27 protein-coding genes are annotated in these 26,341 nt (G+C 65.5%); 17 read left to right on the top strand and 10 right to left on the bottom strand.

The features are described 5' to 3' along the window. Positions 1–24: 24 nt before the first annotated feature. Both fahA and IB268_RS25570 read left to right on the top strand, forming a co-directional pair. Positions 25–1,335, top strand: coding sequence for a fumarylacetoacetase (fahA, locus tag IB268_RS25575; protein WP_192353405.1), 1,311 nt, complete (start codon positions 25–27; stop codon positions 1,333–1,335). A gap of 71 nt (positions 1,336–1,406) precedes the next feature. Then, positions 1,407–2,366 carry a tripartite tricarboxylate transporter substrate binding protein gene (locus tag IB268_RS25570; protein WP_125471996.1) on the top strand — a complete coding sequence of 320 codons (960 nt, stop codon included), beginning with the start codon at positions 1,407–1,409 and terminating at the stop codon, positions 2,364–2,366. Between the two features lie 35 nt (positions 2,367–2,401). On the opposite strand, the gene IB268_RS25565 is transcribed toward IB268_RS25570, so the two are convergent. After that, on the bottom strand, positions 2,402–3,526 hold the full coding sequence (locus tag IB268_RS25565) for a hypothetical protein (RefSeq protein WP_125471995.1): 1,125 nt from the start codon (positions 3,524–3,526) through the stop codon (positions 2,402–2,404). Positions 3,527–3,673: 147 nt separating this feature from the next. Here IB268_RS25565 and IB268_RS25560 point away from each other — a divergent pair, with 147 nt between their 5' ends. From IB268_RS25560 to IB268_RS25545, 4 genes are all read left to right on the top strand, one after another. Next, positions 3,674–4,504, top strand: coding sequence for a YiiX/YebB-like N1pC/P60 family cysteine hydrolase (locus tag IB268_RS25560; protein ID WP_125471994.1), 831 nt, complete (start codon positions 3,674–3,676; stop codon positions 4,502–4,504). Between the two features lie 130 nt (positions 4,505–4,634). Beyond that, on the top strand, positions 4,635–7,304 hold the full coding sequence (mutS, locus tag IB268_RS25555; RefSeq protein ID WP_225590524.1) for a DNA mismatch repair protein MutS: 2,670 nt from the start codon (positions 4,635–4,637) through the stop codon (positions 7,302–7,304). Then, complete coding sequence (locus IB268_RS25550; protein ID WP_175161734.1) at positions 7,301–8,494, top strand: cupin domain-containing protein; 1,194 nt, start codon at positions 7,301–7,303, stop codon at positions 8,492–8,494. Before mutS ends, IB268_RS25550 begins: the two co-directional genes overlap by 4 nt. A gap of 217 nt (positions 8,495–8,711) precedes the next feature. Next, the gene (locus IB268_RS25545; protein ID WP_013395215.1) at positions 8,712–8,939 is read left to right on the top strand and encodes a hypothetical protein; all 228 of its coding nucleotides are present in this window, start codon (positions 8,712–8,714) and stop codon (positions 8,937–8,939) included. Between the two features lie 239 nt (positions 8,940–9,178). Here IB268_RS25545 and bamC read toward each other — a convergent pair whose 3' ends face one another. From bamC to IB268_RS25525, 4 genes are all read right to left on the bottom strand, one after another. Further along, positions 9,179–10,303, bottom strand: a complete 1,125-nt coding sequence (bamC, locus tag IB268_RS25540; protein ID WP_054453258.1) for an outer membrane protein assembly factor BamC — start codon at positions 10,301–10,303, stop codon at positions 9,179–9,181. 17 nt (positions 10,304–10,320) lie between these two features. Further along, positions 10,321–11,226, bottom strand: a complete 906-nt coding sequence (gene dapA / locus IB268_RS25535; protein WP_054453260.1) for a 4-hydroxy-tetrahydrodipicolinate synthase — start codon at positions 11,224–11,226, stop codon at positions 10,321–10,323. An 87-nt stretch (positions 11,227–11,313) separates the two neighbouring features. Further along, the gene (locus IB268_RS25530) at positions 11,314–11,961 is read right to left on the bottom strand and encodes a site-2 protease family protein (RefSeq protein ID WP_054453262.1); all 648 of its coding nucleotides are present in this window, start codon (positions 11,959–11,961) and stop codon (positions 11,314–11,316) included. A 68-nt stretch (positions 11,962–12,029) separates the two neighbouring features. Beyond that, the gene (locus tag IB268_RS25525) at positions 12,030–12,656 is read right to left on the bottom strand and encodes an L-threonylcarbamoyladenylate synthase (protein ID WP_054453264.1); all 627 of its coding nucleotides are present in this window, start codon (positions 12,654–12,656) and stop codon (positions 12,030–12,032) included. A gap of 86 nt (positions 12,657–12,742) precedes the next feature. On the opposite strand from IB268_RS25525, the gene IB268_RS25520 reads away from it, so the two are divergent. The 3 genes from IB268_RS25520 to IB268_RS25510 all read left to right on the top strand — a co-directional run bounded on the left by IB268_RS25520 (position 12,743) and on the right by IB268_RS25510 (position 15,064). Beyond that, positions 12,743–13,597: a neutral zinc metallopeptidase gene (locus tag IB268_RS25520; RefSeq protein ID WP_054453266.1), complete on the top strand. Its 855-nt coding sequence runs from the start codon at positions 12,743–12,745 to the stop codon at positions 13,595–13,597. Positions 13,598–13,766: 169 nt separating this feature from the next. Then, the gene (locus tag IB268_RS25515) at positions 13,767–14,303 is read left to right on the top strand and encodes a hypothetical protein (protein ID WP_054453268.1); all 537 of its coding nucleotides are present in this window, start codon (positions 13,767–13,769) and stop codon (positions 14,301–14,303) included. Beyond that, positions 14,300–15,064, top strand: coding sequence for a DUF1828 domain-containing protein (locus IB268_RS25510; protein WP_054453270.1), 765 nt, complete (start codon positions 14,300–14,302; stop codon positions 15,062–15,064). Before IB268_RS25515 ends, IB268_RS25510 begins: the two co-directional genes overlap by 4 nt. A 7-nt stretch (positions 15,065–15,071) precedes the next feature. Here IB268_RS25510 and IB268_RS25505 read toward each other — a convergent pair whose 3' ends face one another. Both IB268_RS25505 and IB268_RS25500 read right to left on the bottom strand, forming a co-directional pair. Further along, positions 15,072–15,344 (bottom strand): hypothetical protein, encoded by a 273-nt coding sequence (locus IB268_RS25505; RefSeq protein WP_054453716.1) that lies wholly within the window; start codon positions 15,342–15,344, stop codon positions 15,072–15,074. Between the two features lie 271 nt (positions 15,345–15,615). Beyond that, entirely contained in the window at positions 15,616–16,353 is a 738-nt protein-coding gene (locus tag IB268_RS25500) for a helix-turn-helix transcriptional regulator (RefSeq protein ID WP_054453272.1), read from the bottom strand. A gap of 88 nt (positions 16,354–16,441) precedes the next feature. Here IB268_RS25500 and IB268_RS25495 point away from each other — a divergent pair, with 88 nt between their 5' ends. Further along, positions 16,442–17,710: an MFS transporter gene (locus IB268_RS25495; protein WP_192354992.1), complete on the top strand. Its 1,269-nt coding sequence runs from the start codon at positions 16,442–16,444 to the stop codon at positions 17,708–17,710. Here the strand turns inward: IB268_RS25495 and IB268_RS25490 are convergent. The 3 genes from IB268_RS25490 to IB268_RS25480 all read right to left on the bottom strand — a co-directional run bounded on the left by IB268_RS25490 (position 17,670) and on the right by IB268_RS25480 (position 19,123). Continuing rightward, entirely contained in the window at positions 17,670–18,302 is a 633-nt protein-coding gene (locus IB268_RS25490) for an FMN-binding negative transcriptional regulator (RefSeq protein ID WP_192355018.1), read from the bottom strand. The two genes, IB268_RS25495 and IB268_RS25490, sit on opposite strands and share 41 nt — an antisense overlap. A 94-nt stretch (positions 18,303–18,396) precedes the next feature. Further along, the gene (locus tag IB268_RS25485; protein ID WP_054453276.1) at positions 18,397–18,885 is read right to left on the bottom strand and encodes a GNAT family N-acetyltransferase; all 489 of its coding nucleotides are present in this window, start codon (positions 18,883–18,885) and stop codon (positions 18,397–18,399) included. A gap of 43 nt (positions 18,886–18,928) precedes the next feature. After that, complete coding sequence (locus tag IB268_RS25480) at positions 18,929–19,123, bottom strand: hypothetical protein (protein ID WP_054453278.1); 195 nt, start codon at positions 19,121–19,123, stop codon at positions 18,929–18,931. A 272-nt stretch (positions 19,124–19,395) separates the two neighbouring features. Between IB268_RS25480 and IB268_RS25475 the strand changes: the two genes are divergently transcribed. The 7 genes from IB268_RS25475 to IB268_RS25445 all read left to right on the top strand — a co-directional run bounded on the left by IB268_RS25475 (position 19,396) and on the right by IB268_RS25445 (position 26,339). Next, a complete protein-coding gene (locus tag IB268_RS25475) occupies positions 19,396–20,091 on the top strand; it encodes a DUF3313 domain-containing protein (protein WP_054453280.1) in 696 nt (231 codons plus the stop codon). Positions 20,092–20,293: 202 nt separating this feature from the next. Further along, the gene (locus IB268_RS25470) at positions 20,294–20,461 is read left to right on the top strand and encodes a hypothetical protein (RefSeq protein ID WP_165867876.1); all 168 of its coding nucleotides are present in this window, start codon (positions 20,294–20,296) and stop codon (positions 20,459–20,461) included. 105 nt (positions 20,462–20,566) lie between these two features. Beyond that, positions 20,567–22,210: a hypothetical protein gene (locus IB268_RS25465; RefSeq protein WP_192354991.1), complete on the top strand. Its 1,644-nt coding sequence runs from the start codon at positions 20,567–20,569 to the stop codon at positions 22,208–22,210. 69 nt (positions 22,211–22,279) lie between these two features. After that, positions 22,280–23,182 carry a LysR family transcriptional regulator gene (locus IB268_RS25460; RefSeq protein WP_192354990.1) on the top strand — a complete coding sequence of 301 codons (903 nt, stop codon included), beginning with the start codon at positions 22,280–22,282 and terminating at the stop codon, positions 23,180–23,182. 189 nt (positions 23,183–23,371) lie between these two features. Further along, on the top strand, positions 23,372–24,310 hold the full coding sequence (locus IB268_RS25455; RefSeq protein ID WP_175161727.1) for a hydroxymethylglutaryl-CoA lyase: 939 nt from the start codon (positions 23,372–23,374) through the stop codon (positions 24,308–24,310). A 9-nt stretch (positions 24,311–24,319) separates the two neighbouring features. After that, on the top strand, positions 24,320–25,288 hold the full coding sequence (locus IB268_RS25450) for an SMP-30/gluconolactonase/LRE family protein (protein WP_175181857.1): 969 nt from the start codon (positions 24,320–24,322) through the stop codon (positions 25,286–25,288). A 28-nt stretch (positions 25,289–25,316) separates the two neighbouring features. Continuing rightward, positions 25,317–26,339: a TRAP transporter substrate-binding protein gene (locus IB268_RS25445; protein WP_054453290.1), complete on the top strand. Its 1,023-nt coding sequence runs from the start codon at positions 25,317–25,319 to the stop codon at positions 26,337–26,339. The last annotated feature ends 2 nt before the right edge of the window (positions 26,340–26,341 follow it).

Here is a 26,341-nt window from a genome sequence, read left to right as displayed (position 1 = left end):
GATAACGCCCGCGAGGAGTACAAGATGCTGGACCACACCCACGCGCCCACCGCCCAGAGCTGGGTCGACAGCGCAGACGGCCATCCGGATTTTCCGGTGCAGAACCTGCCGATGGGCGTGTTCCGCCGCGATGGCGGCGCGCCACGAATCGGCGTCGCCATCGGCGAGCAGGTGCTGGATGTCCGGGCCGCCGTGGAACTGGGCCTGCTGGAAGGGCTGGACCCGGCCACGCGCCAGGCGCTGTCGGCGCGCAGGCTCAACGATTGGATGGCTTTGCCCGCCGCCACCCGCAAGGCCGTGCGGCACGCGCTGTTCGCCCTGCTGGACGCCGCAAACCCCGGCCGCGCGCGGCACGAGGTCCAGGGCGCGCGCCTGCTGCATCCCCAGGCGCAGTGCGAACTGCTGCTGCCCGCGGACGTGGGCGACTACACCGATTTCTATGCCGGCATCCATCACGCGAGCCATGTGGGCAAACTGTTCCGCCCCAACAACCCGCTGATGCCGAACTACAGGCATGTGCCCATCGCCTATCATGGCCGCGCATCCTCCATCTGCCCGTCCGACACGCCCGTGCGGCGGCCGCACGGCCAGGTCAGGACCGCCGCCGGCGTCGATACCCCGGCCTTCCGGCCCTCGGCGCAACTGGACTTCGAACTGGAGTTGGCGATCTGGATCGGTCCCGGCAACGCGCTCGGAGAACCGGTGCCGCTGGAACTCGCCGCTGGCCACGTGGCCGGCTACGGCTTGCTGAATGACTGGTCCGCGCGCGATATCCAGGCCTGGGAATACCAGCCGCTGGGCCCCTTCCAGGGCAAGAATTTCGCGTCGACGGTTTCGCCCTGGATCGTGACCAGCGAGGCGCTGGCCCCGTTCCGCCGCGCCGCAATGGCGCGCGGCGACGCCGATCCCGAACTGCTGCCCTACCTGCGCAACGCCGAGGACGCTGCCACGGGCGGGCTGGAGATCGCACTGCAAGCATGGCTGTCCACGCCGCTCATGCGCGAACGCGCGCAGGCGCCGCGGCAGTTGTCCGCATCCGACGCGCGCCACCTGTACTGGACGCCCGCGCAGATGGTCGCGCAGCACACGCTGGGCGGCTGCAACCTGCGCCCGGGCGACCTGCTGGGCTCGGGCACCATCTCCACGCCCGACGAGAGCGGCCACGGCAGCCTGCTCGAACTGACGCACGGCGGCACGCAACCCATTACCCTGCCCTCGGGCGAAACCCGGCTGTTCCTGGAGGCCGGAGACGAAATCACCCTGACGGCCCATTGCAGCCGCGAGGGTTTCCAGCGCATCGGCTTCGGCGCAAGCCGCGCGCGCATCACCGATTGACGTTCAATACCAGGCATCCCGCTAGACCTGGAGACGGCCGGCAAGCCGGCGGCACACAAAGGAGGAATGACATGAAGAAGATCCTGGCAGCAGGCATGATGGTCCTGGCAAGCGCAGGCAGCGCCCCCGCGCTGGCGCAGGACTTTCCCAACCATCCGATCCGCCTGATCATCCCGTACTCCGCCGGCGGCGTCACCGACGTGGTCGGCCGCGCCCTGGCCGAGCAGTCCGGCAAGCGCCTGGGCCAGACCGTGGTGGTCGAGAACAAGACCGGCGCCAACGGCACGCTGGGCGCGACCCAGATGCTCAACACCGCACCCGACGGCTATACCGTCACCATGGTGCCCATCGGCATCTTCCGCATGCCGCACATCACCGGCACGCGCTACGACCCGGTCAAGGACCTGACCTACATCTCGATGATCGCCGGCTACAACTATTACGTAGCGGTCGCCGCGGACTCGCCCTGGAAGACGCTGGACGACCTGGTCGCCTACGCCAAGTCCAAGCCCGACACGATCTCCTACGGCACGCCGGGCGCCTACAGCAGCCAGCACATCGCCATGGTGCAACTGGGCGAAGCCGCCCAGGCCAAATGGACCCACGTGCCGTACAAGGGCGACGCCGACGCGCTGACCGCCATGCTGGGCGGCCACATCCAGGTGCTGGTCGGCGCCAGCACCATCCTGCCCTACGTAGCCTCGGGCAAGGTCCGCATCCTCGCGTCGCTGGGCGACAAGCGCTCCCCCGACCTGCCGGACGTCCCCACCCTGAAGGAAGCCGGCTATCCCGTGGTGCACACCTCGCCCTTCGGCATCGCCGGCCCCAAGGACATGGACCCGGCCGTGATCGCCAAGCTCGACGGCGCCTTCCGCGACACGCTCAAGGATGAAGCCTTCCTGGCCCTGTTGCGCCAGTCTGGTGTGTCGCCGCAGTACATGGATACGGCTGCCTACACCAAGGCCGCCCACGCCAGCGCGGAGACGGAGCGCGAGGTAATCAAGAAGTTGGGGAATATCATGAACAAGTGAGGCACGCGGCACTGGGACGGTGGACGCCGTCCCAGTCATCGGGAGCATTTGGAGGCTTTGGCCACGTCGGTCACCGAGACAAGCGCAATATCCGTACTCCAACTGCCATCCCAGGGGCGCACAAAGTAAATGCCCGGAATCGCCATGGGAACACGCAATGGCACGCTCTGCGGGCCTTGCCCATACTGTTTGAGGCCCTTCAACACATCAGCCTTTTCCTTCCAGGTGAAGACCGTACAGCCTCTTCCGCCCGTCGCGGAACTCTGCATGACGTAACCAACTAGAAAATGGTTCAACGGCGGCAACATGCACACGGTGAACATAACAAAGCCGGCAGTTCCCATTGCGCGCATCAGCACACCAGGTCCTTGGATAAGATCGCGCACGATCCACGCAAATGCCGCCTGCACCAAGGCCAGCAGCACCATCACAAGCAGCAACAAAAAGAAAAACTTCGGGGTAGCGCTACTGAAAAAGCGAGTTTCCAAGATGGCGCTCAGACTCACCACGACAACCATCTGGGCAAATCCGCAGGAAAGAATGACGCCCCATCGCTTCTGCACGTGTTGACGCCATGTATCCGGCACGGTCCTACTGACCACCACCACTACGCTCCCCATGAAGAGCAGCGTCGCCAAAGGGAGCAAGACAAAATAGCCCATCGGGTTGGACTGCCAACCGTCCCATTGCAAGATAAGCACGACGAGAACCGAGGGAGTGACGAGCCCAAATGTCCACCATGCCAGCAATCGCATCCTTGCCGCGCGCTGACGCTCCTTGGCATCGCCCGCCTGCCGGAGAACCTCATCCAGCAAACTTTGCGAAAACTCCTTGTGGCGGCCGACCATGACAGCGGTAGGCAGCATAATAGAGCCGCCCAGGGACACGACCGCAATCACGACCAAAATGAACAACATCGGCAGGCTGGTAATGATCTCCTGTGATGCGATGCCCAGCGGAATTGCCTCTTGCACCAAATAGCTGTGCATGGCGACGACTGATAGCACCAAGCCTGTGAGACCAAGCAACGCCCAGTGATCGCGGAGAAAACCGGCCGCGGCACGAAACTCTTCGCGCCAGTCGATACTCTTTGAACTAAGGCTTTCGCCGGTGGGAACGGCGTCTGGAATCTTGAGCGCGGAGGCTTTCTGGGTAGACACGGCTTGGTTCTCCATTAGATTTTTGAGGTGGCACAGGAAACCTCTTTGCTTCCCTGAGCAATATTATTCTTCACCGACTACCAACCCGGCTCTCCTCATCGCCAAGACTGCAACGCGCCCCCCATCCATCACAGCTAAAAGACAAAGATGAAAACGCATATGTATCGATGGACACGCAAGAAACAGGACAGGTTGAAGAGAGCGACCGATCGCCGGTTCCAAGGGCTTTGGATGGGTGACGCGCCTGAATTGCTAACTCGAGAGAGGCTTCTTGCGGGAGACGTACTATTCTGCGGCCAATCCAAACAGGACAAGCGTACCGAACTGATCCAGAAGACCACTGACGGTGTTTACGTTCACTGCGGAGTCTATATAGGCAACGGCAGCGTAGTGGATGCCCGAAGCAACGGGATGCGCGAAACCTCACTGGAGCAGTTTGTCGCCGATTACAGCTATATAGCCGTCACACGCAGCCACGGCGCGCACGAGGAGCGGTCGAAAAAGATCGTCCAGTTCGCCCGCCGCTGCGTTGAATACCGGCTTAGATACAACCTCTTGGGAGCCATCCTGGTCCCCTTGCGCGAATATCTAAATCTACGCAAGCATTATTTCTTCTATTGGAAACAAGATAAGCGCAGGCCTCGGAAGCCGACGTGGGCGAGCACCATCCGTAAAGGCTATTTCTGCTCCGAGTTCGTTGTCCAGTGCTATGTGGAGTGTGGTTATGTCGACGAGGAACAGACCTATTACCACCGGGGCAATTGGTCGCCTACAGGGCTGGCTGAAGAAAACCTATTTGAATTCCTGGGTTTCATGGCCACCGGCGGATTGGCTGCAGTCAGTCCGGACGACCCTTACCTTGCAGGGAATGCTTGGGTCCTGACGCCAGAAGGCCAGCACAGCCTTAAGCAACATAGACAGGACATGAAGGCCGAAATGGAAGCATTGCTACGTCGGATACCAAGAAAAGAGGAATAGCGTTCCGGGCGCAGGCAGCCGCCGCCTGTCCCGTCGGTTCTGCGTGGGTGCGCAGTGTCACGAGGAAACCGAGAAGAAATCCGACACTCTGGTTTCTCATCCGCCTCACGCGCCCGATACAATCACGGGCATGAATTCCGCAACGCAAAACACCGCCGCCGACGCCCACCCGGGCCATACCCCCATGATGCAGCAGTACCTCCGCCTGAAAGCGGAGGCCGGTCCCTTGCTGCTCTTCTACCGCATGGGGGACTTCTATGAAATGTTCTACGAAGACGCGGAGCGCGGCGCGCGTCTGCTGAACCTGACGCTGACCAAGCGCGGCTCTTCCAACGGCACGCCGATCCCGATGGCCGGGCTGCCAGTGCATGCCATGGAGCAGTACCTGGCGCGGCTGGTCGCCATGGGCGAGTCCATCGCCATCTGCGAGCAGATCGGCGATCCGGCGACCTCCAAGGGTCCGGTCGAGCGCCGCATCGTGCGCATCGTCACGCCCGGCACGCTGACCGACGACGCGCTGCTGCCGGCCAAGGCGGACCGCGCGCTGGCCGCCGTGTTCGTGGGCGGCACCGCGCGCGCGCCGCGCGCCGGGCTGGCCTGGCTGAACCTGGCCAGCGGCGAATTCCGCGTGACCGAATGCGCGCCGGCGCAGCTGGAATCCGAGCTGCACCGCATTGCGCCGGCCGAGATCGTCTGCGCCGACAGCGCAGAGTTCGACTTCCCCTTCGAAGGCGCGCGGGCCCGCGTGCCCGACTGGCACTTCGAAGCCGACAGCGCCCGCGCCCATCTGCTGGCGCACTTCAAGACCGATACGCTGGCGGGCTTCGACATCGAAGACATGCCGGCCGGCATTTGCGCCGCGGGCGCGCTGCTGCGCTACGCGGCACGCACCCAGTCGCAGGCCCTGGCCCACGTGCAGAGCCTGTCGGCGGAACGCCCCGGGCAGTACGTGCTGCTGGATCCGGTCACGCGCCGCAACCTGGAGCTGACGCAGACGCTGTCGGGCGAAGATTCGCCGACGCTGTTCTCGCTGCTGGACGGCTGCCGCACGCCCATGGGCAGCCGGCTGCTGCGCCGCTGGCTGCACCATCCGCTACGCGAGAACGAACAGGCGCTGGCGCGCCAGCAAGCCATCTCGGCGCTGCTGGCGGGCCGCATGGACATGGAACAGACCTTCGGCGCGGCCGGCTTCGGTTCGGCCGGGCTGCTGGAGTCCTTGCGCAGCGCATTGAACGCCTTCCCGGACATCGAACGCATCGCCGCCCGCCTGGCATTGCGTTCGGTGCGCCCGCGCGAACTGGCCAGCCTGCGGGACGCGCTGCAGGCCCTGCCGGCGCTGCGCGACCAGGTCGAGCCGATGGCGGATTCGCCGCGGCTGGGCGAACTGGTCTCGCACCTGTCGGTGGACCCGGCCCTGGCCGCCCTGCTGGTGCGCGCCATTGCCGCCGAACCCGCTGTCGCCATCCGCGACGGCGGCGTGCTGGCGGCGGGCTTCGACGCTGAACTGGACGAACTGCGCGGCCTCGCGGCCGACGGCGGCGACTTCCTGGTGCAGCTGGAAGCCCGCGAACGCGAACGCACCGGCATCAGCAACCTGCGCGTGGAGTTCAACCGCGTGCATGGCTTCTACATCGAAGTCACCAAGGGCCAGACCGCCAAGGTGCCGGAGGATTACCGCCGCCGCCAGACGCTGAAGAACGCCGAACGCTACATCACGCCTGAACTCAAGACCTGGGAAGACAAGGTGCTGTCCGCCCAGGACCGTTCGCTGGCTCGGGAAAAATGGTTGTTCGAGCAATTGCTCGATGTGCTGGCCGAACACGTGCGGCCGCTGTCGGACTGCGCCGCCGCGTTGGCCGAACTGGACGCGCTGGCCGCGCTGGCCGATCACGCGCGCCGCCACGACTGGATCGCGCCCGAACTGTCTGAGCAGGCCGACATCGACATCGATGCCGGCCGCCACCCGGTGGTGGAACACGCCATCGAGCGCTTCACGCCCAACGGCTGCCGGTTGGAGCCGGCGCGTCGGATGCTGCTGATCACCGGTCCGAACATGGGCGGTAAATCGACCTATATGCGGCAGGTGGCGCTGATCGTGCTGCTGGCGCGCATCGGCAGTTTCGTGCCCGCTTCGCGCGCCCGCATCGGCAAGATCGACCGCATCTTCACCCGTATCGGAGCGGCCGACGATCTGGCGGGCGGCCGCTCGACCTTCATGATGGAAATGACCGAGGCGGCCGCCATCCTGTCGGCCAGCACGCCCAACAGCCTGGTGCTGATGGACGAAATCGGCCGCGGTACGTCCACCTATGACGGCCTGGCGCTGGCCTGGGCCATCGCCTGCCGCCTGCTTGCCCACAACCGCGCGCTGACGCTGTTCGCCACCCACTATTTCGAGCTGACCCGCCTCCCCGCGGAACAGCCGGCCTCGGCCAACGTGCACCTGGCCGCGGCGGAATCGGCCGGCGGCATCGTGTTCCTGCACGAAGTGCGCGAAGGCCCCGCCAGCCGCAGCTACGGGATCCAGGTGGCGCAGCGCGCGGGCGTGCCCGCCGCCGTGATCCGCCAAGCCTCGCGCGAACTGGAACGCCTGGAGGCGCAAGGCGCCCCCACGCCGCAGCTCGGCCTGTTCGCGGCCGCGGCTGACGCCGACGCCCAGGCCTATGCGGAAGCCGACCGTTCCGACGACCTCGAGGCCCTGGACGCCCTGCGCGAGGAACTCGCCGCCATCGACCCCGACAGCCTGACCCCGCGCGAAGCGCTGGACGCCCTCTACCGCCTGAAGAAGCACCTGCAATGAACCTCGACCATCCCTTGGCCCTGCTGGGCAACCAGAGCCCCAACGACTTCATGCGCCGCTACTGGCAGCGCAAGCCTCTCTTGATCCGCCAGGCCATTCCCGGCTTCAAGCCGCCGGTCACGATCGCCGCCATCAAGAAGCTGGCGCGCCGCGACGATGTGGAATCGCGCCTGATCTGGCGCGAGAACGGCGAATGGCAGATGGAGAACGGCCCCTTCGCGCGCCTGCCCAAGGACAATGAAGGCGACTGGACCTTGCTGGTGCAAAGCGTGGACCTGCACAGCGATGCCGCGTCCGAACTGATGCAGTTGTTCCGCTTCATCCCCGATGCGCGCCTGGACGACGTGATGATCAGCATCGCCAGCCATGGCGGCGGCGTGGGTCCGCATTTCGACAGCTACGACGTGTTCCTGCTGCAAGCGGCGGGCGAGCGTGAATGGCGCTATGGCCGCCAGAAGGACCTGTCGCTGGAACCGGGCCTGCCGCTGAAGATCCTGAGCCGTTTCGAGCCCGAAGAGACGGCCGTGCTGACGCCTGGCGACATGCTCTACCTGCCGCCGCAGGCGGCCCACGACGGCGTCGCCGTGGGCGACGGCTGCATGACGATTTCCATCGGTTTTCGCGCACCCACGCAGGCGACGCTGGCGCGCGGGCTGCTCGAAGCGGCCGCGGATCAGGTCATGGCGCGCGTCGGCCTCTTGGGCGGCCCCTATGGCGAGCCCGCCCTGCCCGGCCCGAAGCTGTCGGCCGTCTATCGCGATCCCGGCCAGCCCGCGGTCGACACCCCCGCCGCGCTGCCGGACGCGCTGGTGGCCGCCACGCTGGAAACCGTGGAAAAGCTGCGCTTCGACGATGCGCTGGCCTCGCGCTTCCTGGGCTGCTGGCTGACCGAGCCCAGCAATCTCAGCGTGTTCGACGCGCCCGAAGGCATGGACGTGGATCTGGAAGAAGACTGGCCCACCGCAGGCCGGCTGGTGCTGGACCGCCGCAGCCGCATGCTCTATCGCGGCAAGCAGCTCTTCATCAATGGCGAAACCGCCATGGTGCCCGCCGACGCCGCCCTGCGCACGCTGGCGGATGCGCGCAGCCTGGATTGCTCAGACCCATCCTGCGCTCGGTTGAGCGACGAAGCCCGCTCCTGCCTGGCGGATTGGCTGGATTCCGGCTGGATCCGCTACGTCGCGGCGTAGCATCCCGACACGGCCCCGTATCAGTCCTGTACAGAAGGAAATCAGGTCTGATACGCGGGACACATCAAGAAAGAGATAACACGAAGCTGAAAGGTTTGTTGCCGTTAGGATGCGACCTTTTTAACTTTCATACGCGTTGCGCCCGCGTGTTCCTGTAGCCTGACCTCTGGTTTCCCCTAATGGGGTTTCAAGAGTCGTCATCTACAGGAGTCTAAAAATGATGAGCAAAACCTTGATTATTGCCTCGGTGCTGGCCGTCGCGCTGAGCGCCTGCAACAAGAAGGAAGATGCCCCGGCGCCCGCGACCAACCCCGCTCCGGGCGCAAGCACGCCTGCCCCCACCACGACGCCCCCGGCCACTTCGCCGGCTCCGGCGCCTACGCCCAACACCACGCCGGGTGGCGGTTCGACCACCCCGGGCGGCTCGACCACCCCCGCGTCCTAATAAAAACTCAGCGACGAACCCCCGCTCTGAGGACGCAAGAAAAAGCCCTGGCTGCTGCAGCCGGGGCTTTTTTGCGTCCAGAGGGCATATGCGCAAGGCGCAGCAACCGCAAGCCTTCGCGGCGGGAAGCTCGCCCTTCCTGCCGGCTCGCAAGATCTTCAAAGCGCCCAACAAAAAAAGAGGCCCCCGCAGGGGCCTCTCTTGCGCGGTGCTGCGCGTGAGCGCAGAACCGTCTGGTCTTACATCTTGTCCTTCAGCACGCTCAGCAGACGCTGGGCGGTGGCGCTGTTGTCGCGCGCGCCATTGGCATCCAGCACGGTCACCACGGTCTGGTCGCCGTTGGCAGCCAGGTGGATACGGTACTGCGGCGCCTCGGCCTTCTTGTCGCCCGAGAACATGCGGCTGAAGAAGCCCGGCTGGTCGATCTTCTCGCCCGTGTCGGTATCGACATAGCGGACGAAGTAGTCGCCAGCGGAGCGATCGCGGTCGTCCACGGCGAAGCCGCCGCCGTCCAGCGCCACGCCAACACGGCGCCATGCGCGGTCGAACGATTCGCTGACGAGCAGCGAGGCGCCCTGTGCGCGGACGTCCTGCTGCACGGCAGGCTTCTGCGGCGCGGCCTCGGCCTGCTGCACCAGCTTGCGGGCGTTGTCGACGTCGGAACCCAGGTAGACCATCATGCGGGCCAGCATGGCGGCGTTCAGGCCCGGATCTTCCTTGCCGTTCTGCCACTGCACCTGCATGCCGTCGCTGCCCACGCGCTTTTCAAGCATCTGGCGGTGGCTGACATAGACCTCGGTATGGCCATTGACGCGTTCGACACGGGTACGGAATTTCTCGCGTTCGCCGCTGTCCCAGGCCGATTCGAGAATCATGCCCAGCGCCTGACGCAGCCAGCTTTCGGGAATCTTGGCCCGGTTTTCAGCCCAGTCGGTTTCGATCAAGCCAGCGCCAGGATTGTTGCTGGCGACGGTAAAGCCGTTTTCGGTCCAGAAGTCCACCAGTCGCGGGAACACGTCTTCCGGCGGACGGTCCACCACCAGCCAACGCAGGTCGCCGTCGCGCTCGACGCGCATGTCCTGGCGGCCGGGCAACACGTTGCTCGTCTTGGGCTGGGTGGCTTGCGCCTGGCCCTGCTGCTGGAACTGCGAATAGGTGGTCGAGCCCGAAGCCGGCGCGCGATAGCGCGGATCGCTGTTGGCCTGGGTCAGGTCGGGCGGGATGCTGAGGGGCTCTCCACGCTGGGTGACTGCGCTCTTGTAATTGACGGACTCTTCATTGCCCAGGAATTGATTGACCTCGCTGCAGCCGGCCAACAACACCAGAGACATCAATGCCGACAAACCGGCATGACGTTTGTTCATACGTATCCTCACGATATTTAGAGCAGGCCCGTTTCCTGGAGCGCGGCACGCACGGTTGCGTGGTGCTGCGATCCCAGTTCAACCAGCGGCAGCCGGTAACCCAGTGCGCTGCGGCCCATTTCGGCCAACGCCCACTTCACGGGGATGGGGTTGGCTTCAACGAACAAAGCCTTGTTCAGACGCGCCAGGTGCGCGTTAAGTTCACGCACCTTGGGCACATTGCCGGCCAGGGCGGCGGCACAGAGCTCGCGCATGAGCTTGGGCGCCACGTTGGCCGTAACGGAAATATTGCCGCGCGCACCCAGCAGGATCAGGGCGGCGGCGGTGGGGTCATCGCCGCTGAAGACCTGGAAGCTGGCCGGCGCTTCGCGCAGCAGCAGGCCGCCGCGGGCGATGTCGCCCGTGGCGTCCTTGATGCCGATGATGCCCGGCACCTGCGCCAGGCGCAGGACCGTTTCGTTGCTCATGTCGGCAACGGTACGGCCCGGCACGTTATACAGGATGGTGGGCAGATCGACGGCTTCCGCGATGGTGCGGAAGTGACGGTACAAACCCTCTTGCGAGGGCTTGTTGTAATAGGGAACGACCGACAGGCCGGCCTGCGCACCCACGGCCTTGGCGTGGCGCGTCAGGTGGATGGCTTCGTCGGTGGAGTTGGCGCCCACGCCGGCGATGACCGGAATGCGGCCCGCAGCGTGTTCGACCGCGACGCGGATCAGCTCCGCATGTTCTTCCATGGAGACCGTGGGCGACTCCCCGGTGGTGCCGACCACCACCAGTGCGTCGGTTCCTTCCTGGATATGCCAGTCGATCAGCGACCGGTAGGCCGCGTAGTCCAGACTGCCGTCGGGCTGCATGGGAGTGACCAGAGCCACCATGCTGCCTTGGAAATTAACGCCTGCGGCGGTTGCAGGGGATGCCATAAATGTAGGGCTCCAAAACCCCGCGGCGGGATGCCCCGGGGCCAGAATCAATGAAACCGATGAGTTTAACGGATATTGGCTGAAATCCTACAGAAACCACTGGACGATGGTCGTCCCCAGAGAGAGTACCGGCCGCATCAATAGCCAGAGCACATCCGTCACCAGCAGGATGACGACGATCACCAGGCCATAAGGCTCGATTTTCGAGTATTGCCAGGCCAGGCGATTGGGCAGCAGGCTGAAAAGGATGCGTCCCCCGTCCAGCGGCAGGATGGGCAGCAGATTCAGGGCCATGAGCACGAGGTTGACGTTCACGCCGGCCACGGCCATCTCGAACCAGAACGATTCCTGCAGGCCGGACTCCAGGAAGATGCGCAGCGAAAACGCCCACAGGACCGCCATGAACAGGTTGGCGGCAGGCCCCGCCAGCGCCACCCACAGCATGTCCTGCTTGGGCCGGCGCAAGCGGCCGAAATCCACCGGCACAGGCTTGGCCCAGCCGAACAGCATGCCCGGACTACCCAAAAGCTTGGAGGCCAGCAGGATCGCCACCGGCACCAGCAGCGTGCCGACGGGATCGATATGCCGCGCAGGGTTCAGGCTGATGCGTCCGGCCTGATAGGCCGTGGGATCGCCGAACATCCGCGCGACGTAGCCGTGCGCGGCTTCGTGCAAGGTGATGGCGAAGATGACCGGTATCGCGTAGACCGCAATGGTTTGGATGATGTCATTCATGGCGAACCGGATTGTAGATGAGCCGCGCGCCGGCGCATGCCGGCGTGCAGGTCGGCGCGGCGGGCGCGCTAGGCAAGACCGAGGGTGGCAGGATCGCCGCGTCCGACACGCACGACCACAGGCTCGTCGCCGGTGAGGTCTATCACGGTGGTGGGCGATTGCGGGCAAGCGCCCGCGTCGATGATGGCCGCCAGGGAGTGTTCGTAGCGTTCGCGGATTTCTTCCGCGTCGTTCAACGCTTCGGTCTCGTCCTTGGGGATGAGCGTGGTGGACAGCAAGGGCGCCCCCACCTGCTCCAGCAGGCCCAGCATGACGGGATGGTCCGGCACACGGATGCCGATGGTCTTGCGCGACGGATGCGACACGCGCCGCGGCACTTCCTTGGTCGCTTCGAGGATGAAGGTCCAGGGTCCCGGCGTCGCGGCCTTCAGCAACCGGTACTGGCGGTTGTCGACGCGCGCGAAGTGGCCGATTTCAGCCAGGTCGCGGCACAGCAGCGTGAGATGATGGCGTTCATCCAGGCCACGCAGGCGGCGCAGTCCGTCAGCGGCGTTCTTGTCGTCCAGCCGCGCGACCACGGCATAGCTCGAATCGGTAGGCACTGCGACCAGCCCGCCATCGGCCAGCCATTGGGCCGCCTGCTTCAGCAGGCGCGGTTGCGGATTCGCGGGATGAATATCGAAATACAAGGCCATGGGTTTATCCTAACACTCTTGAAGGCCGCTCAGTACAGAGCGGCGATGCAAAATGGCGGGAACGCCGACCCGCCCGGAGAAACAGTATGCGCCTTGATGACTCGCGCGAAAGCGACAATGTGGAAGACCGCCGTTCCAGCGGCCCACGCATCGGCGGCCGCGGCACCATCGGCATAGGCACGATCGTGCTGGCCCTGGTCGCCATGTATTTCGGCGTGGACCCCAGCGTGGTCCTGCAGATGGCCGAAGGCCCGCCCGTGCAGCAACAGCAGGGGCCCGCCACGCGTCCGCCCGCCAACGACAAACAGGCAGTGTTCGTCTCCAAGGTCCTGGGCGAAACCGAAGACACCTGGAGCGCCATTTTCCAGAAGGACCTGAACCGCCAATACGTGGCGCCCAAGCTGGTGCTGTTCCGCGGCGCCACGCCCACGGCCTGCGGCACCGGACAGTCGGCCATGGGGCCGTTCTACTGCCCGGGCGACAGCAAGGTGTACATCGACCTGGCGTTCTTCGACGAATTGCAGAACCGCTTCAAGGCGCCGGGCGATTTCGCCCAAGCCTATGTCATCGCGCATGAAGTCGGCCACCACGTCCAGCATCTGCTGGGCATCTCCGACCAGGTGGACAACCTGCGCCGCCGCAATCCTGCGCAGGCCAATGCATTGTCGGTGCGCATGGAACTGCAGGCCGACTGCTTCGCCGGCTTGTGGGCGCAGCGCGCCAACGCGGCCCGCAACATCCTGGAAAGCGGCGACGTGGAAGAGGCCCTGACCGCCGCCACCGCGATCGGCGACGACCGCCTGCAGAAGCAGAGCCAGGGCTATGTGGTGCCCGATTCCTTCACCCATGGCTCCTCGGCCCAGCGCGTGCGCTGGTTCAAGCGCGGTCTGGAGAGCGGCAGCATCAAGCAGTGCGACACGTTCGGCGCCAGCTCGCTATAGCCGCGACGCGCCGCCCTTGGGCTGTACATCCATACAGCAAAAAGGGCGGCGCAGTCTTCATCTTGTAAGATTACGCCCCCTCGCAGTGTTGCGCGTGCGCCCGCCGCCGCGCGGCGCTTGCCAGGCGCGCTGCCCGGCGCGCGCATTTCCAAGACCCTAGATCAGTTCCATGGCCAACAAGTTCGAACCGCTAATCACCGTTGATGAGGTGCAAGAGATTCTTGCCGAACCCAAGGAAACCGTAAAACCGATCGCCTGGGTGCCCAAGCCCGCCGCCAGCAATCTCCAATGGATGGAATTCGCCTGTGCCTGCCGGGTCAAGGGCGAAGTGCGCGAAGACGTGATCTTCCGCGCCACCTATCGCGGCGCGCGCACGGCCGTGCACGGCCAGGCCACGATTTTCCTGGCCGAAGCGTTCTGCGCCAGCCTCTTCGTAGGCCCGCACCGCGTGTTCGGCGTGGACACCGACGACTCCTTCCACACCAGCCTGGTGGGCGAAGGCCGGCCTCAGTACCGCAAGCCGCTTGCGGACCGCAGCCATGAACACATCTGGGTGGATGATGGCGAAGGTTATGCCGAGCCCATCGTGCCCGCCCTGCAGAATATCGGCGCGCTGATGCAGTACTTCCTGCCGCGGGCGAACCTGACGCTCACCGGCGGATTCGCGCATCCCCTCAAAGGCCGCCAAATCGAACTGATCCTATGAGCACTTTCCTGGAAGCCTCCGGCTGGACCGTCCTGCCGGCGGGCGAGCACGCCATCCGCGCCATATCGCCCATGACACTGGGCCTGGACGGGCAGCACGCGGCCTTCTTCATCGCGCATCCCGACGAGTCCACGTTCTACCTGACCGACGCCTGTGAGACCGCGATGCACGCGTCCAGCTACGGCATCGACCTGGCGGCCAAGCGCATCGACATCCTGAATGAAACCCCGGGCGTCAGCCTGGCGCACTTCGACCGCGACGGCGCCATCGTCGCCAGCGGTCCCAACGAGCAGCTGCAGGAAGCGCTGTGGGACGCGGTCAAGCTGGCGATGGCGCTGTCGTTCCAGTGCGCCAAATGGATGCCGAAGTTCAGCCAGTTGCGCTTTCGCGCCCAGGTCGGGCGGGCGCTGGCGGCGGGCGTGGGCGTGAACCGCATGGTCAAGGGCGCGCGCGCCAAGGGCAGCAGCGGCCACACGGCCGATTTCGCCTTCGCGGTACGCGCCGCCAGCAGCACCGCGTTGACGTACATCGAACCGATCGCCCTGAAGGCCGGCAAGAAAATGGACTGGACGCAGGTCTACCAGACCCACGGCAAGATGTCGGACGTGAAAATGGCGGACGCGCGCAACTCGCGCATGGTCATCCTGGAGGACGGCGCCTCGGCCGAGGAATTCAAGAAGGCCGTGACCATCCTGGAACAGTCCGCGACCGTGCAGACGCTGGCCAAGACGCGCGATTGGCGGGAAGTCTTTTCCGGCTAGGACGGCGTCAGGCTGGCAGGTTGGTCAGGCCGTCGACGATTTCGCGGCCGTGCAGGATCGCTGCATGCACCGCTTCACGCGGACTGTAGACAAAACCACCCTCGGCAAAACGCGGAACCGGATATTCGTCGCCGCCTTCGAGCACGGCGCCTGCCTGGACCACCATCACCGACGCTATGAATACGGGGCCGCTGGATTGCGCCTGAACCTCGGCGTCTGCGCCCCGGGACACTTTGGCCGTCAGCCGGTATCCCTTGTAGATCAAGTTGTTCTGATGCACTTCGGATGCCCTCTTTGTGCGATCCAGCATACCCCGCTTGACTATGACAGTTCGGATATGTTTTGTAACGATGGCAGAAAATAGAAACACTGTTGCATCGCGATAGGTACGTCCCCGTTTCCCAGGAACGCTACGCGCGGCCCATCCGCGCGCCGCATGTCCAGGGTTGACGCGGCTTGCGGCGCAACGCGGGGCGCTGCCGCAACCCGTCCCCACCCGGGTTCACGGGGATTTCCCTAGATCTGTTGCATATGCACACCTTATTGCAGGCTCATGCGGCGACATTCCGGTCCCGGCGCGCAGCGCTCGCGGCGGGCTGCTCATCCGCTGGCCCGAAGAAGGCGGGAAACTGCTTTTCGCCCTTCTTCGTCACGCTCAACGCGCGCGAATCCAAGTCCTTGCTGATCCAGTCGCGGCGCGTCAGCGCCTCCAGCAGCGCCGCGCCCAAGGCGCCGCCCAGATGCGAGCGACGCTCGCTCCAGTCCAGGCAGGAGCAGGCGAAACGCCGCCGGCGTTGGCGCGCCTGCATCACGTCCACGCCTATCTGCGCCAGGGCCGCCTCGCCCAAAGGCGTCAGCAGGTAATCGCGCCCGTCCGCCGTCAGCCATTGGCGCGACAGCATCGCGTCATGGATGCGTACGGCCAGGGTGCCCGCCATGTGGTCATAACAGGTACGCGCCTCGCGCAGCGCCGAGGGCGTGCTGGGTTTGAACGGCACGCGCTCCGCGCCGGCCACCACCAGCAAGGCCTCCAGCGCATGTCCAACCTCGCCATTGGCCAGGCGGTAGTAGCGGTGCTTGCCCTGCACGGCCATTTCCACCAGCCCTTGTTCCCGCAGTCGCAGGAAATGGCTGCTGGCGGTGGAGGCGCCGATGTCGGCGGCGGCCGCCAGTTCGGTCGCGGTGCGGGCGCGGCCGTCCAGCAGCACGCACAGCATGCGCGCCCGGGCCGGATCGGCGATGGCGCCAGCCACGGCGGAAAGATTGATGTCGGCGAACTCGGATTCCATGATTCGTCACAGACCAAAGTGTTGTGTGCAGAGTCAAGCATACTGCGACTCAACGCAACAAGACAGCGGCCGGCCTGCCCGGACACCCATGCGCGCATCCCGGAAATTCTTTGGCTGGACAGTGCTTTACGCCACCTTCGTGCTGGCGATCTTCGGCTGGGGCGTCGGCTTCTACGGCCCGCCCGTGTTCCTGCATGCCGTGACGCAGCGTACCGGGTGGGGCGTGGCCCTGGTATCCGGCGCCGTCACGCTGCACTTTCTTTGCGGCACCCTGGTGGTCGCCAACCTGCCGCGGCTGTACCGGCGTTGCGGGGTGCCGGCGGTCACGCTGGGCGGCGCCGTGCTGCTCGCGTTCGGCGTGAGCGGCTGGGCCGCGGCCGCACAGCCCTGGCAGCTCTATGCGGCGGCGCTGCTCTCGGGCATGGGCTGGGTGACGCTGGGTGCCGCCGCCGTCAATGCGCTGATCTCACCCTGGTTCGTCCGCCGCCGCCCCGCCGCGCTGGGCATGGCCTACAACGGCGCCAGCGTCGGCGGCATCGTCTTTTCGCCCTTATGGGTTTACCTGATCGGCCAGGCAGGATTTGCCCAGGCGGCCTTGTGGGTAGGCACGGCGATGGTGGCCGTGATCGCCGTGCTGTCGCGCAAGGTGTTTGCCCTGACGCCGCAACAGCTGGGCCAGGAGCCTGATGGCGCTTGCGCTGCAGCGCAAGCGCCGGCGGCCACGGCAGGCATCGCCTCGCCCGCGCCGCTGGCGGGCCTGTGGCGCAACCGCGCCTTTCTCACCCTGGCCGCCGGCATGGCGCTGGGCCTGTTCGCCCAGATCGGCCTGATCGCGCATCTGCTGTCCCTGCTGGCGCCGCTGCTGGGCGCACAGACCGCAGGCCTGGCAATGGGCCTGGCTACGGCCGCGGCCATCGGCGGGCGCACGCTCGTCGGTTGGCTGATGCCTGCCGGCACCGACCGGCGCAAAGTGGCCTGCCTGGCCTACGCCATCCAGATCGCCGGTTCATTGGTTCTGATGCTGGCCGCAGAGCACGCCTGGGCCATCTGGCTGGGCGTACTGCTGTTCGGATCAGGCATAGGGAACGCGACCTCGCTGCCGCCATTGATCGCGCAGACTGAGTTCGCCCGCGAAGACACGCAACGCGTGGTCCCGCTGATTGTCGCCATGTCGCAAGGCGCCTACGCCTTCGCGCCCGCGTCGTTCGGCATGCTGCGGGCATGGTCCGAACAGGCCGGGCAGCCACTGCTCTGGTTCCTGGCGGCGGCGGCCAGCCTGCAGGCCGCCGCCATCGCCTGTTTCGCGCTGGGGCGCGTTACTCCAGCCCGCCGCGGCGGGCAACCAGCCCAGCCATGACGGCATCGCCGTTTTCGCCGGCCAGGCCTTCGGCCACGCCGCGCCTATCGGCAACCGTTCGGTTCTGGCTGACCTTCCATTTGCCTTCGATGCGCGCAATGGGAATCTCCACGCCGACGATGGCGCGCATCTGGGCCGCGATGAAATCCGCCGGCGCGTCGGCCACGCGCCAAGGCTGCGCGCGCGCTTTCTCCTGGCTGGCGGTCAGCGCATCCAACTGGGCGCGCAGCCAGGCCGGATCATCCTGAATCACCGGCGCGCCCCAGACGTGCACGGCAACGAAGTTCCAGGTAGGCACGACCTTGTGCGTCTCGGCCTTGGTCGGGTACCACGACGGCGTGACGTAAGCCTGCGGCCCGTGGAATACGACCAAGCATTCGCGGCCCGAAGCAAGGTCGGCAAGCTGCGGGTTGGCGCGGGCCACATGCAGGCGCAATAAGCCCTGCGGTCCTTCCGGATACAGCAGACAGGGAATGTGGTTCGCCATCAGCCCGCCCTCCCCGCTGGTCGTGAGCACGCCCAGCGGATGGGCGCGGATGAAATCGTGCTGGACTTCGAGCGAGTCTTCGCGAAAGGCGGACGGCAGGTACATGGCGGGTTCGGCGGTAGCGGCTGAAAACCACAACATACCGCCATCGTGGCTCCATTTCCAGGACCAGCTCAGGTTCTTTTCATGGAGCCAGCGGTCAGGCTGGCAAGCGCTTTTCCAGCAGGATGGTGGTGAAGCCGCTGTCCCATTCCTCGTCAGGATAGGTATCGATCTCGGCATAGCCGTGCTTGCCGTAGAACTGGCGGCTGCGCATATTGAAGGAATCCGTCTCCAGCCGCGCCTGAGCAAATCCCGCAGCGCGGATGGCCGTTTCCATCCAGGCCAGCAATGCGCCGCCGACACCCTGCCCTTGCCTTGCGGGATGCACATGCAAGGCCCAGATGAAGTCGTTTTCCCAATCCGCCATGCCCGCCAGCACGCCGTCGATTTCGCACACCATGAAAAGGCTGCCCCTGGCGCTCACATACTGGCCCGTCTTGCCGCTTGCGCGAAACTGGGCGTCCCTTTCCGCCGTCATTTCCGGCATCCACGTGCTTTCGTAGGTGCGCATCAGCAGGTCTTCAAGCAAGACTGCGTCCTCAGGCCGGCTCGGCCTGATCATGAATTTCTGTTGTTGGTCCGTCATGCGCGGCAGTGTAGCAATGCCGCTCCCAAGGAGATGCGCGCGCTTATCGTCGCACGCGTTCGTATGCCTGGTTCATGCGATCCCGCGCCCCGGTTTCGTTGGCGTAGGCGCGGTCATAGTTGTCCAGGCAATCCTGGGTGGGATTCGGCCACTTGATCGCGGCGATCGCGGCGGTGAGCTCGTCGCGGGCCCGCTGCCAGTCCTTGACGGCGGCATACCATTGCTTGGCGGTGTCCATAGTTGTCTCCCTATGTTCACTCGTCCATCGTAGTCCCGCGGCGGCTTTCCGCGGCAGCTATTACGGCTTACCCGCAATGGAGTCTTCCACGCCCCGCCGATCTTTCGTTTCAGTTTTCCCAAAATGGAATTCTGCTTTGCAGCGAAACGGGGCTTCCACCCCTGCCAAAGCGGAAAATGCGGCGCGAAACGGGGCAATAATTGGGCCGCCCGCGACACGCGCACGGCCTTTCCATCTGCCGCGCCGGGCGCCATTTTCAGGAAGAGAAGAATATGAAGATCCGTCTCGCTCTGGCCGCCTGCTGTGCAGTGATCGGCCTTGCCGGCTGCACCAACCTGCCCAAGCCGCAGAACTATTCCACGTCCCTGGGTGAAAACCAGAGCCGGCTCAAGCAGGATCCCGACTGGAGCGCTGGCATGGTCTGGGTGCGCCCCGGTCCGCCCATCGGCAGCCAGTACCAGAAAAAACTCATTCTGGAACCGGTGCAATACATCCAGGGCGACCGACCGGACGAGCTGGACATGAAAGCCGATAGCGCCATGCGCGAGCGCGCGCTGGCCTACCTGAACGAAGCGATCCGGCGCGAGTTCGAACAAGCCGGCTACCAACTGCTGACACGGCCCGCGCCACACGCAATGCGCCTGAGCGCCGCCATCACCGGCACCTTCCGCAACGAGCGCGACCCCAGGATGATGGAATACATCCCCATCGGCTTCGTGATCGGCCAGACCGTCAAGGCGGCCGGCTACCGCGACCAGTCCGCGCGCCTGCTGCTCGAGGCCGCCCTGCGCGACGCCAATACCAACGAGCTGCTGATCACTTCGCTGGGCACGGTCACGGGCGGCAACCTCCCCGCTGACCGCAAGCCCACCGCGGACGACGTGCGCAGCGCCATCGATGACTGGGCGCGCAACGCGCGCGAACAGTTCGACCGCATCTGGCAGGAAGACCAGCCGGAAGCCGGTTAGAGGCTGCGCTCGCACCGACGGGAACTTCCTGTCAGAGTTGACAGGTCTTGATCCATCAAGGCGGAACAGAACGGGCCAAAGCGGGTCGAATTCATCGCGTTTTTCAACCGAAAATCACGATGTGATGAATATTGACGTCAACCCTCACTTACCCAGTGCCACGGCTAATGCTACTGTTCCGCCTGTGCAAGGAGTACATGCAATGGATCAGAAAACCAAGCCCTGGGCTTTTCCCAAGCCGCATCCGGAAAATACCCCGCGGGGCGAACGCAACAAACAGGAGTTCGACGCTCCTGCCCAAGACCCGAAACCCGCGCCCAAGCCACGCGCGAAGAAGGAGACGCCGGCCGCCAGCCGGGCTCGCACATGAGCCCGGCCGGGCGCCCCGGCCTGCTCCTCGAATAAGCTTATCCCGCCTGCCCATGGCCCAGCGCCCGCATTCGCGATCAATGGCGCGCGTCTCGCGGAAACCAGCATGGCCATGATCGCCGATCCGCCGCTGCGAGGCAGCGGCAAGATTACCGGAGTGTTCTTCGACCCTGCAGGGGAAATCGCGGCCGTGGCCTCCGAGTTTCCCCTGCTCGCGAACCCTCGCGCCCGCGCGGCGTATGGCGGCCAGACGTTGCGCTATCGCGTGGCGCTGTACCGCCGCGGCAGTCCCATCCCGTTCGCGGCTTTCGACCAACTGCGCCATCCCGTCAACCACATCGCTTTCCATCCCGCCCAATCCGTGGTCGCGATCGGCGCAGGCAGTTATGACGGCGGCTATCTGTTCGAAGGCGACCTGCTGGTCTGGGATTGGCGCAGCGGGCTCTCGCGCCGGTTCTTCCGCAACATCCCTGAAGTTGCGCATTGCGCCTTCACCCCCTCGGGCGACGGGATCGAGGCGTGGGTGCGGCCCTGGGACGAAGAATGGGAAGGGCTGCCCGACGATCCGCCCGACGCCGCATTCAATACCTTGTTCGTCGTGCGCACGCCCTACGACGCCGCGACCTGGTCCGATGCCGGTCCCGGCGAACTGGAACTGTCAGGCGACGACATCGCGCCGGCAGCAGATCCCCCCGCGCCGGCGCCAGAGTCCCGCCTCGCGCAATGGCTAGGGCTGCCGCAACTGGGAAGCCGCAAGGCCATCCATGATCTTGCGTGGTTGGACGCCAAGCGCATCGCGGTAGCGCATGGCGGCTGCCTGCTGGAAATCCAAGACGTCGAAGACGGCCTGGTCGCCGCATACGCCGGCGCCGGCCATGGCGCCGAGATCATCCGGGCGGCGGGCATCCATGTGCACGTCGTGGAAGCCTCGAAGCGGCCCGACATGAAGTGGCACCAGGATTCCCGGCTGTATACGCTGACGGATGACCGGCTGGACCTCGTCGGCGAGTACGACGGCGAATACACGTTCTCGGCCTCCTCGCAAGGCGTATTGCTGGGCCGCAGGAACCGCAACCCCGCAACCCGCAACGCGTGCGACCTGCTGCGCGACCTGGGCTCGGGCGCCGAACGGCGCGTGGACCTGGGCCACTACGACTGCTTCAATCACTACATCCGCATCAGCGGCGCGCCGTCGCCGTTCTGCGTGCAAGGCACGCCTGCAAGCTCCCACGAGGCCAAACGCCTGTGCATGGTCATGCCCGACGGCCGGACCAAGCCGCTGTGGCCGGTGCTCAAGGCCAACGGCAAGCCCGACAGCCACGCCATGGAGCTTGCCGGCTGCTACGTCGACGACGCGCAAGGCGCTGGCCTGGTCATCAGCGGGCGGCACTACGCTCCCGCCGTCAACGTCGCCTGCGCCGGCTTCATTTACCGCAAACCGCTGGACCGTGACCGCGAACTCTGGCGACATTCCACCACTGCCTCCGCCAGCGCGGTCGTCTTCATGCCCTGCCCCGGGCTGATCGCCGCCGCGTTCCTGGACGGCGGGCTGCTGTTGCTGGATGCCGCGTCGGGCGAGATCCGGTTGCGCGCCAGGATGCGGCTGGAAGGCCTGCCTGCATTGGTCTTCGCGCTGGACGCCCATGAGGAAAAACTGGCTCTGGGAACGGCAGATGGCCGGATCTCCATCATCGCGGTCGACGAACTGCTGGCGCGCGGCGCGGCGCAGGAATGGGTGGAAATCGGCTAAGCGTAATCCCCTAGGCCCGCGGCCCGCGACTGCCGCTATCCTCGCGGACGTATCTATCCGCGACTTCCCATGACCCCTCGTCTGGATCTGTATACCCTGCAGGTGTTCCTGGCCGTGCTGGAAGAAGGCAGCATCGCCGCGGCCGCCGCGCGCGAACATATCGCGGCATCGGCGCTATCGAAGCGCCTGTCCGAACTCGAACGCGTCCTGGACGTCCCACTGTTTCAGCGCCATGCGCGCGGCGTCGAACCGACCAGCGCCGCACACGCGTTGGCGCGGCGCGCACGCACGCTGCTACATCAAACCCAGGACCTGGCCGCCGAAATCCGCGACTACTCCGCCGGCCTGCGCGGCCGCGTGCGCGTCGCGGCCAACCTGTCTTCCATTGCGCAGTTCCTGCCGATGGAACTGCGCCGCTTCCTGACCCAGCACCCCAACGTGCAGATCGACCTGGAAGAGTCCGTCAGCGCCGGCGTCACCCGCGCGGTGATCGACAACGCCGCCGACATCGGCGTCTACACCCAATCCGACGACGAAAACGGGCTGGACATATATCCCTACCACCGCGACGTCATGGCGCTGGTGACGCCCTCGGGACACCCCTTGTCGCGACACCGGCAGGTATCGTTCGCCGATACGCTGGACTATGACCACGTCGGTATGCACCGAGGCAGCGCCGCGAACTACCTGTTCACGCGCGAAGCCGCGTCCATGAACCGTTCTCTGCGGCTGCGCTTCCAGGTCACCTCCTACGACGCGCTGGTGTCCATGGTGCGCGCGGACCTGGGAGTCGGCATCGTGCCCACCAAGGCCCTGTCCGCCTATGTGTGCGACGCGCTCTGCATCATTCCGCTGACTGACGCCTGGGCGCACCGCCAGCTCAAGTTGTGCGTGCGCAGCAATGAATCGCTATCGGGCGCCGCCCGGTTGCTGCTGGATCATCTGATCGCCGAAGCCGCAACGCAGCAATAGGACGCGCGAGCCTGCCCATGCGCGACGCCTGGCCCCCGAGCCATCGCGTTTCGCGATCCCCCGCCGAAGATTGACGATTTGTCCTGCCAGGGTCCATCGCAGAAGATGGTGGCCGACCACCCATGTCCCGGACATCGCCGCGCAAAGCCCTCGCGGGCGCAGGATCCGGGCGCCAGGAGACGACAAGCCATGAGCCTTCCAGACCGAGTCGAAATCGTGGAAGTCGGCATGCGCGACGGACTGCAGATCGAATCCGAGTTCGTGCCCACCGACACCAAGATCCAGATCCTGAACGCGCTGATCGACGCAGGCGTGCGGCACTTCGAAGCCACCTCCTTCGTTTCACCCCGCGCCGTGCCGCAGATGCGCGACGCGCAGGAAGTCCTGCAGGGCGTGCGCAAACGTCCGGGCGTGGTGCTGGGCGCGCTGGCGCCCAACCGCAAGGGCGTCGAACGCGCGCTGCAGTCGCAGGCCGACGAGATCGTCGTGTTCCTGTCGGCCACCGAGAGCCACAACACCAAGAACCTGAACCGCCCGGTCGAACAGTCGCTGCGCGACATCGAGGACATCGCGCAGCTGCTGAAAGACCACCCCATCAAGCGCAAGGGCGCCATTGCCGTCGCCTTCGGCTGCCCCTTCGAGGGCGACGTGGACCTGGGCCGCATCCGGACCATCTTCGACCACTTTGCACGCCAGGGCTTTGACGCCGTGACGTTGGGAGACACCACCGGCATGGCCACGCCCCGGCTGGTGCGCGACACGGTCGAGACGCTGCGGGCCGACCATCCCGGCGTCAAGATATCGCTGCACTTCCACAACACGCGCGGCATCGGCCTGGTGAACGTGGTGGAAGGCCTGCGCGCCGGCGTCACCTCCTACGAATCCTCGCTGGCTGGGTTGGGCGGCTGCCCGTTCGCGCCGGGCGCCACCGGCAACATCTGCACCGAAGACCTGGTCTACCTGCTGGACGAGATGGGCGTGGACAGCGGCATCGACCTGGGCGCGCTGATCAAGGTAGCCCAGCGGCTGGAAGGCATCGTCGGCCGTGGCCTGCCCGGCCAGCTGATGAAGGCAGGGCCGCGCCTGCGCCTGCATGACTATGCCGTAGCCGCCGGCGCGATCGGCTGAGGAGCCCCCATGGACAGCAAATCGAATGGCGGCGCGGTCCTGGACCTGTCGGCGGTGCGCGAGACCGGCGTCAACTTGAACCGCCCCGAATGCGTGCTGAGCACGGCCGCGGGCGATCTCTACGTGTCGGACAAGGCCGGCGGCATAAGCCACATCCTGCCCAACGGCGACGCGCGCCTGATCGGCGCCCAGTCCGGACTGATACCCAACGGCTTCGCCCTGTTGCGCGACGGCTCGTTTGCCGTCGCCAACCTGGCCGACGACGGCGGCGTCTGGCGCGTACAGCGCGACGGCACGGCGGAGCCCTACATCATGGAGATCGACGGCGTGGCCCTGCCCGGCGTCAACTTCGTCTGGCTGGACGAGCGCGAACGCCTGTGGATCTGCGTCAGCACCGTGCGTCGCGGCGACCATCAGTTCCGCCGCGACATCGCCGACGGCTTCATCGCCGTGCGCGACGAGCGCGGCACCCGCGTCGTGGCCCAGGACGTGCATTGGACCAACGAATGCCGCACCGATCCGGACGGCACGCACCTGTACGTCAACGAAACCTTCGGCCGGCGCCTGCTGCGCTTTCGCATCGGCGCCAACGGCGACCTGAGCGAACGCGCCGTCATCACCGAATTCGGCAAGGGTACCTATCCCGACGGCATGGCGGTCGATGAAGAGGGCCACATCTGGGTGGTCAGCGTGGTCTCCAACCGGGTCATACGCGTCAGCCCGCAAGGGCAGCAGCAGCTCATGCTGGAGGACGGCGACGCCGCGCACATCGACAGGCTGGAAGCCGAATACCTGGCCAATCGCCTGAGCCGCCCCATGGTTTACGACAACCATAGCAAGCGGCTGCAGAACATCACCAGCCTGGCGTTCGGGGGCCCAGAGCGCAAGACCGCCTACATGGGCTGCATCAATGGGTCCCGCCTGGCGGTGTTCGATTCGCCGGTCGCCGGGCTCAAGCCCGTGCACTGGAACTGGTAGGCCGGATCCGCATCCCGGAGGAGACATCATGCACAAGAAAATATCGCAGCAACTGGTCCGCGCCTCGGCAGCCCTGCTGGCGCTTTCGATCACCGCCGCCGGCGCGTTCGCGCCCGCAGGCCAGGCGCAGGCGCGGGAAATGAAGATCGCGACCATCGCCGCCTCCAACAGTCCCTGGGACCATGCCATGCGCGCCTTTGCCGAAGAGGCCGCCAGGCAATCCCAGAACGAACTGCAGGTGCACGTCTACACGGACGGGCAATTGGGCGACATCAGCAAGATCCTCTCATCCATGCAGCTGGGCACGCTGGACATGGGCTACTTCGGCCTCGGGTCCGTGGTGTTCCTGCGCGGCGCCCAACCGCTGAACATCCTGTATGCGCCCTATCTGTTCAAGAGCGGCGAGCAGGCCGAGCGCATCATCAACAGCGACGAGTTCGCGCAGATCTTCGACGACGTGGCCAAGAAATCCGGCGTGCGGGTGTTTGCGGCCTTCGGCATACGCTCGCCGCGTGCGCTGCAGACCGTATCGCGGCCCATCAACAAGCCCGAAGACGTCAAGGGCCTGAAGCTGCGCATTCCCGCCATTCCCATCCTGAAGTCCACCTTCGAAAAGCTGGGTGCGCAGGTCGTGCCGCTAGGTATGACCGAAATCTACACCGCGCTGGGCCGCGGCATGATAGACGGCCAGGACAACGGCTTCGACCTGTCGATCCCGTTGCGCTTCCACGAGGAAGCCAAATACTGGGCGGCGACCGACCACGCCTATGAGCTGACCGGCTGGTTCATTTCCGAACGCGTCTGGCAAGGCCTGGACGCCAGGCAGCGCCAGGCGCTGACCGAGGCGGCCAAGGCGGGCGGCAAGGTCGCCACCCGCCTGGACCAGGAGCTGGACGACAACGCAGTCAAGCTCCTGAAGGAAGCCGGCGTTACCTACACGCAGCCCGACAAGGCCGCGTTCAAGGCGGCGCTGGCTACCGTCTACCAGCAGTACGAAGGCAAGGATTGGCCGGCCGGCATGGTCGAACGCATCCAGAAGATGCAGGAGTAAGC

The organism is Achromobacter sp. ACM01, assembly GCF_014851745.1.
Classification (GTDB): domain Bacteria; phylum Pseudomonadota; class Gammaproteobacteria; order Burkholderiales; family Burkholderiaceae_B; genus Achromobacter; species Achromobacter aegrifaciens.
The sequence above is the reverse complement of the archived record's forward strand: the minus strand, read 5'-3'. Positions and strand labels throughout refer to the sequence as shown.

What these genes read in the sequence shown, in the direction of transcription:
- fahA (WP_192353405.1), top strand. Translation starts at nt 25, where the DNA reads ATGCTGGACCACACCCACGCGCCCACCGCCCAGAGCTGGGTCGACAGC.
- IB268_RS25570 (WP_125471996.1), top strand. Translation starts at nt 1,407, where the DNA reads ATGAAGAAGATCCTGGCAGCAGGCATGATGGTCCTGGCAAGCGCAGGC.
- IB268_RS25560 (WP_125471994.1), top strand. Translation starts at nt 3,674, where the DNA reads ATGAAAACGCATATGTATCGATGGACACGCAAGAAACAGGACAGGTTG.
- mutS (WP_225590524.1), top strand. Translation starts at nt 4,635, where the DNA reads ATGAATTCCGCAACGCAAAACACCGCCGCCGACGCCCACCCGGGCCAT.
- IB268_RS25550 (WP_175161734.1), top strand. Translation starts at nt 7,301, where the DNA reads ATGAACCTCGACCATCCCTTGGCCCTGCTGGGCAACCAGAGCCCCAAC.
- IB268_RS25545 (WP_013395215.1), top strand. Translation starts at nt 8,712, where the DNA reads ATGATGAGCAAAACCTTGATTATTGCCTCGGTGCTGGCCGTCGCGCTG.
- bamC (WP_054453258.1), bottom strand. Translation starts at nt 10,303, where the DNA reads ATGAACAAACGTCATGCCGGTTTGTCGGCATTGATGTCTCTGGTGTTG.
- dapA (WP_054453260.1), bottom strand. Translation starts at nt 11,226, where the DNA reads ATGGCATCCCCTGCAACCGCCGCAGGCGTTAATTTCCAAGGCAGCATG.
- IB268_RS25530 (WP_054453262.1), bottom strand. Translation starts at nt 11,961, where the DNA reads ATGAATGACATCATCCAAACCATTGCGGTCTACGCGATACCGGTCATC.
- IB268_RS25525 (WP_054453264.1), bottom strand. Translation starts at nt 12,656, where the DNA reads ATGGCCTTGTATTTCGATATTCATCCCGCGAATCCGCAACCGCGCCTG.
- IB268_RS25520 (WP_054453266.1), top strand. Translation starts at nt 12,743, where the DNA reads ATGCGCCTTGATGACTCGCGCGAAAGCGACAATGTGGAAGACCGCCGT.
- IB268_RS25515 (WP_054453268.1), top strand. Translation starts at nt 13,767, where the DNA reads ATGGCCAACAAGTTCGAACCGCTAATCACCGTTGATGAGGTGCAAGAG.
- IB268_RS25510 (WP_054453270.1), top strand. Translation starts at nt 14,300, where the DNA reads ATGAGCACTTTCCTGGAAGCCTCCGGCTGGACCGTCCTGCCGGCGGGC.
- IB268_RS25500 (WP_054453272.1), bottom strand. Translation starts at nt 16,353, where the DNA reads ATGGAATCCGAGTTCGCCGACATCAATCTTTCCGCCGTGGCTGGCGCC.
- IB268_RS25495 (WP_192354992.1), top strand. Translation starts at nt 16,442, where the DNA reads ATGCGCGCATCCCGGAAATTCTTTGGCTGGACAGTGCTTTACGCCACC.
- IB268_RS25490 (WP_192355018.1), bottom strand. Translation starts at nt 18,302, where the DNA reads ATGTACCTGCCGTCCGCCTTTCGCGAAGACTCGCTCGAAGTCCAGCAC.
- IB268_RS25485 (WP_054453276.1), bottom strand. Translation starts at nt 18,885, where the DNA reads ATGACGGACCAACAACAGAAATTCATGATCAGGCCGAGCCGGCCTGAG.
- IB268_RS25480 (WP_054453278.1), bottom strand. Translation starts at nt 19,123, where the DNA reads ATGGACACCGCCAAGCAATGGTATGCCGCCGTCAAGGACTGGCAGCGG.
- IB268_RS25475 (WP_054453280.1), top strand. Translation starts at nt 19,396, where the DNA reads ATGAAGATCCGTCTCGCTCTGGCCGCCTGCTGTGCAGTGATCGGCCTT.
- IB268_RS25470 (WP_165867876.1), top strand. Translation starts at nt 20,294, where the DNA reads ATGGATCAGAAAACCAAGCCCTGGGCTTTTCCCAAGCCGCATCCGGAA.
- IB268_RS25465 (WP_192354991.1), top strand. Translation starts at nt 20,567, where the DNA reads ATGGCCATGATCGCCGATCCGCCGCTGCGAGGCAGCGGCAAGATTACC.
- IB268_RS25460 (WP_192354990.1), top strand. Translation starts at nt 22,280, where the DNA reads ATGACCCCTCGTCTGGATCTGTATACCCTGCAGGTGTTCCTGGCCGTG.
- IB268_RS25455 (WP_175161727.1), top strand. Translation starts at nt 23,372, where the DNA reads ATGAGCCTTCCAGACCGAGTCGAAATCGTGGAAGTCGGCATGCGCGAC.
- IB268_RS25450 (WP_175181857.1), top strand. Translation starts at nt 24,320, where the DNA reads ATGGACAGCAAATCGAATGGCGGCGCGGTCCTGGACCTGTCGGCGGTG.
- IB268_RS25445 (WP_054453290.1), top strand. Translation starts at nt 25,317, where the DNA reads ATGCACAAGAAAATATCGCAGCAACTGGTCCGCGCCTCGGCAGCCCTG.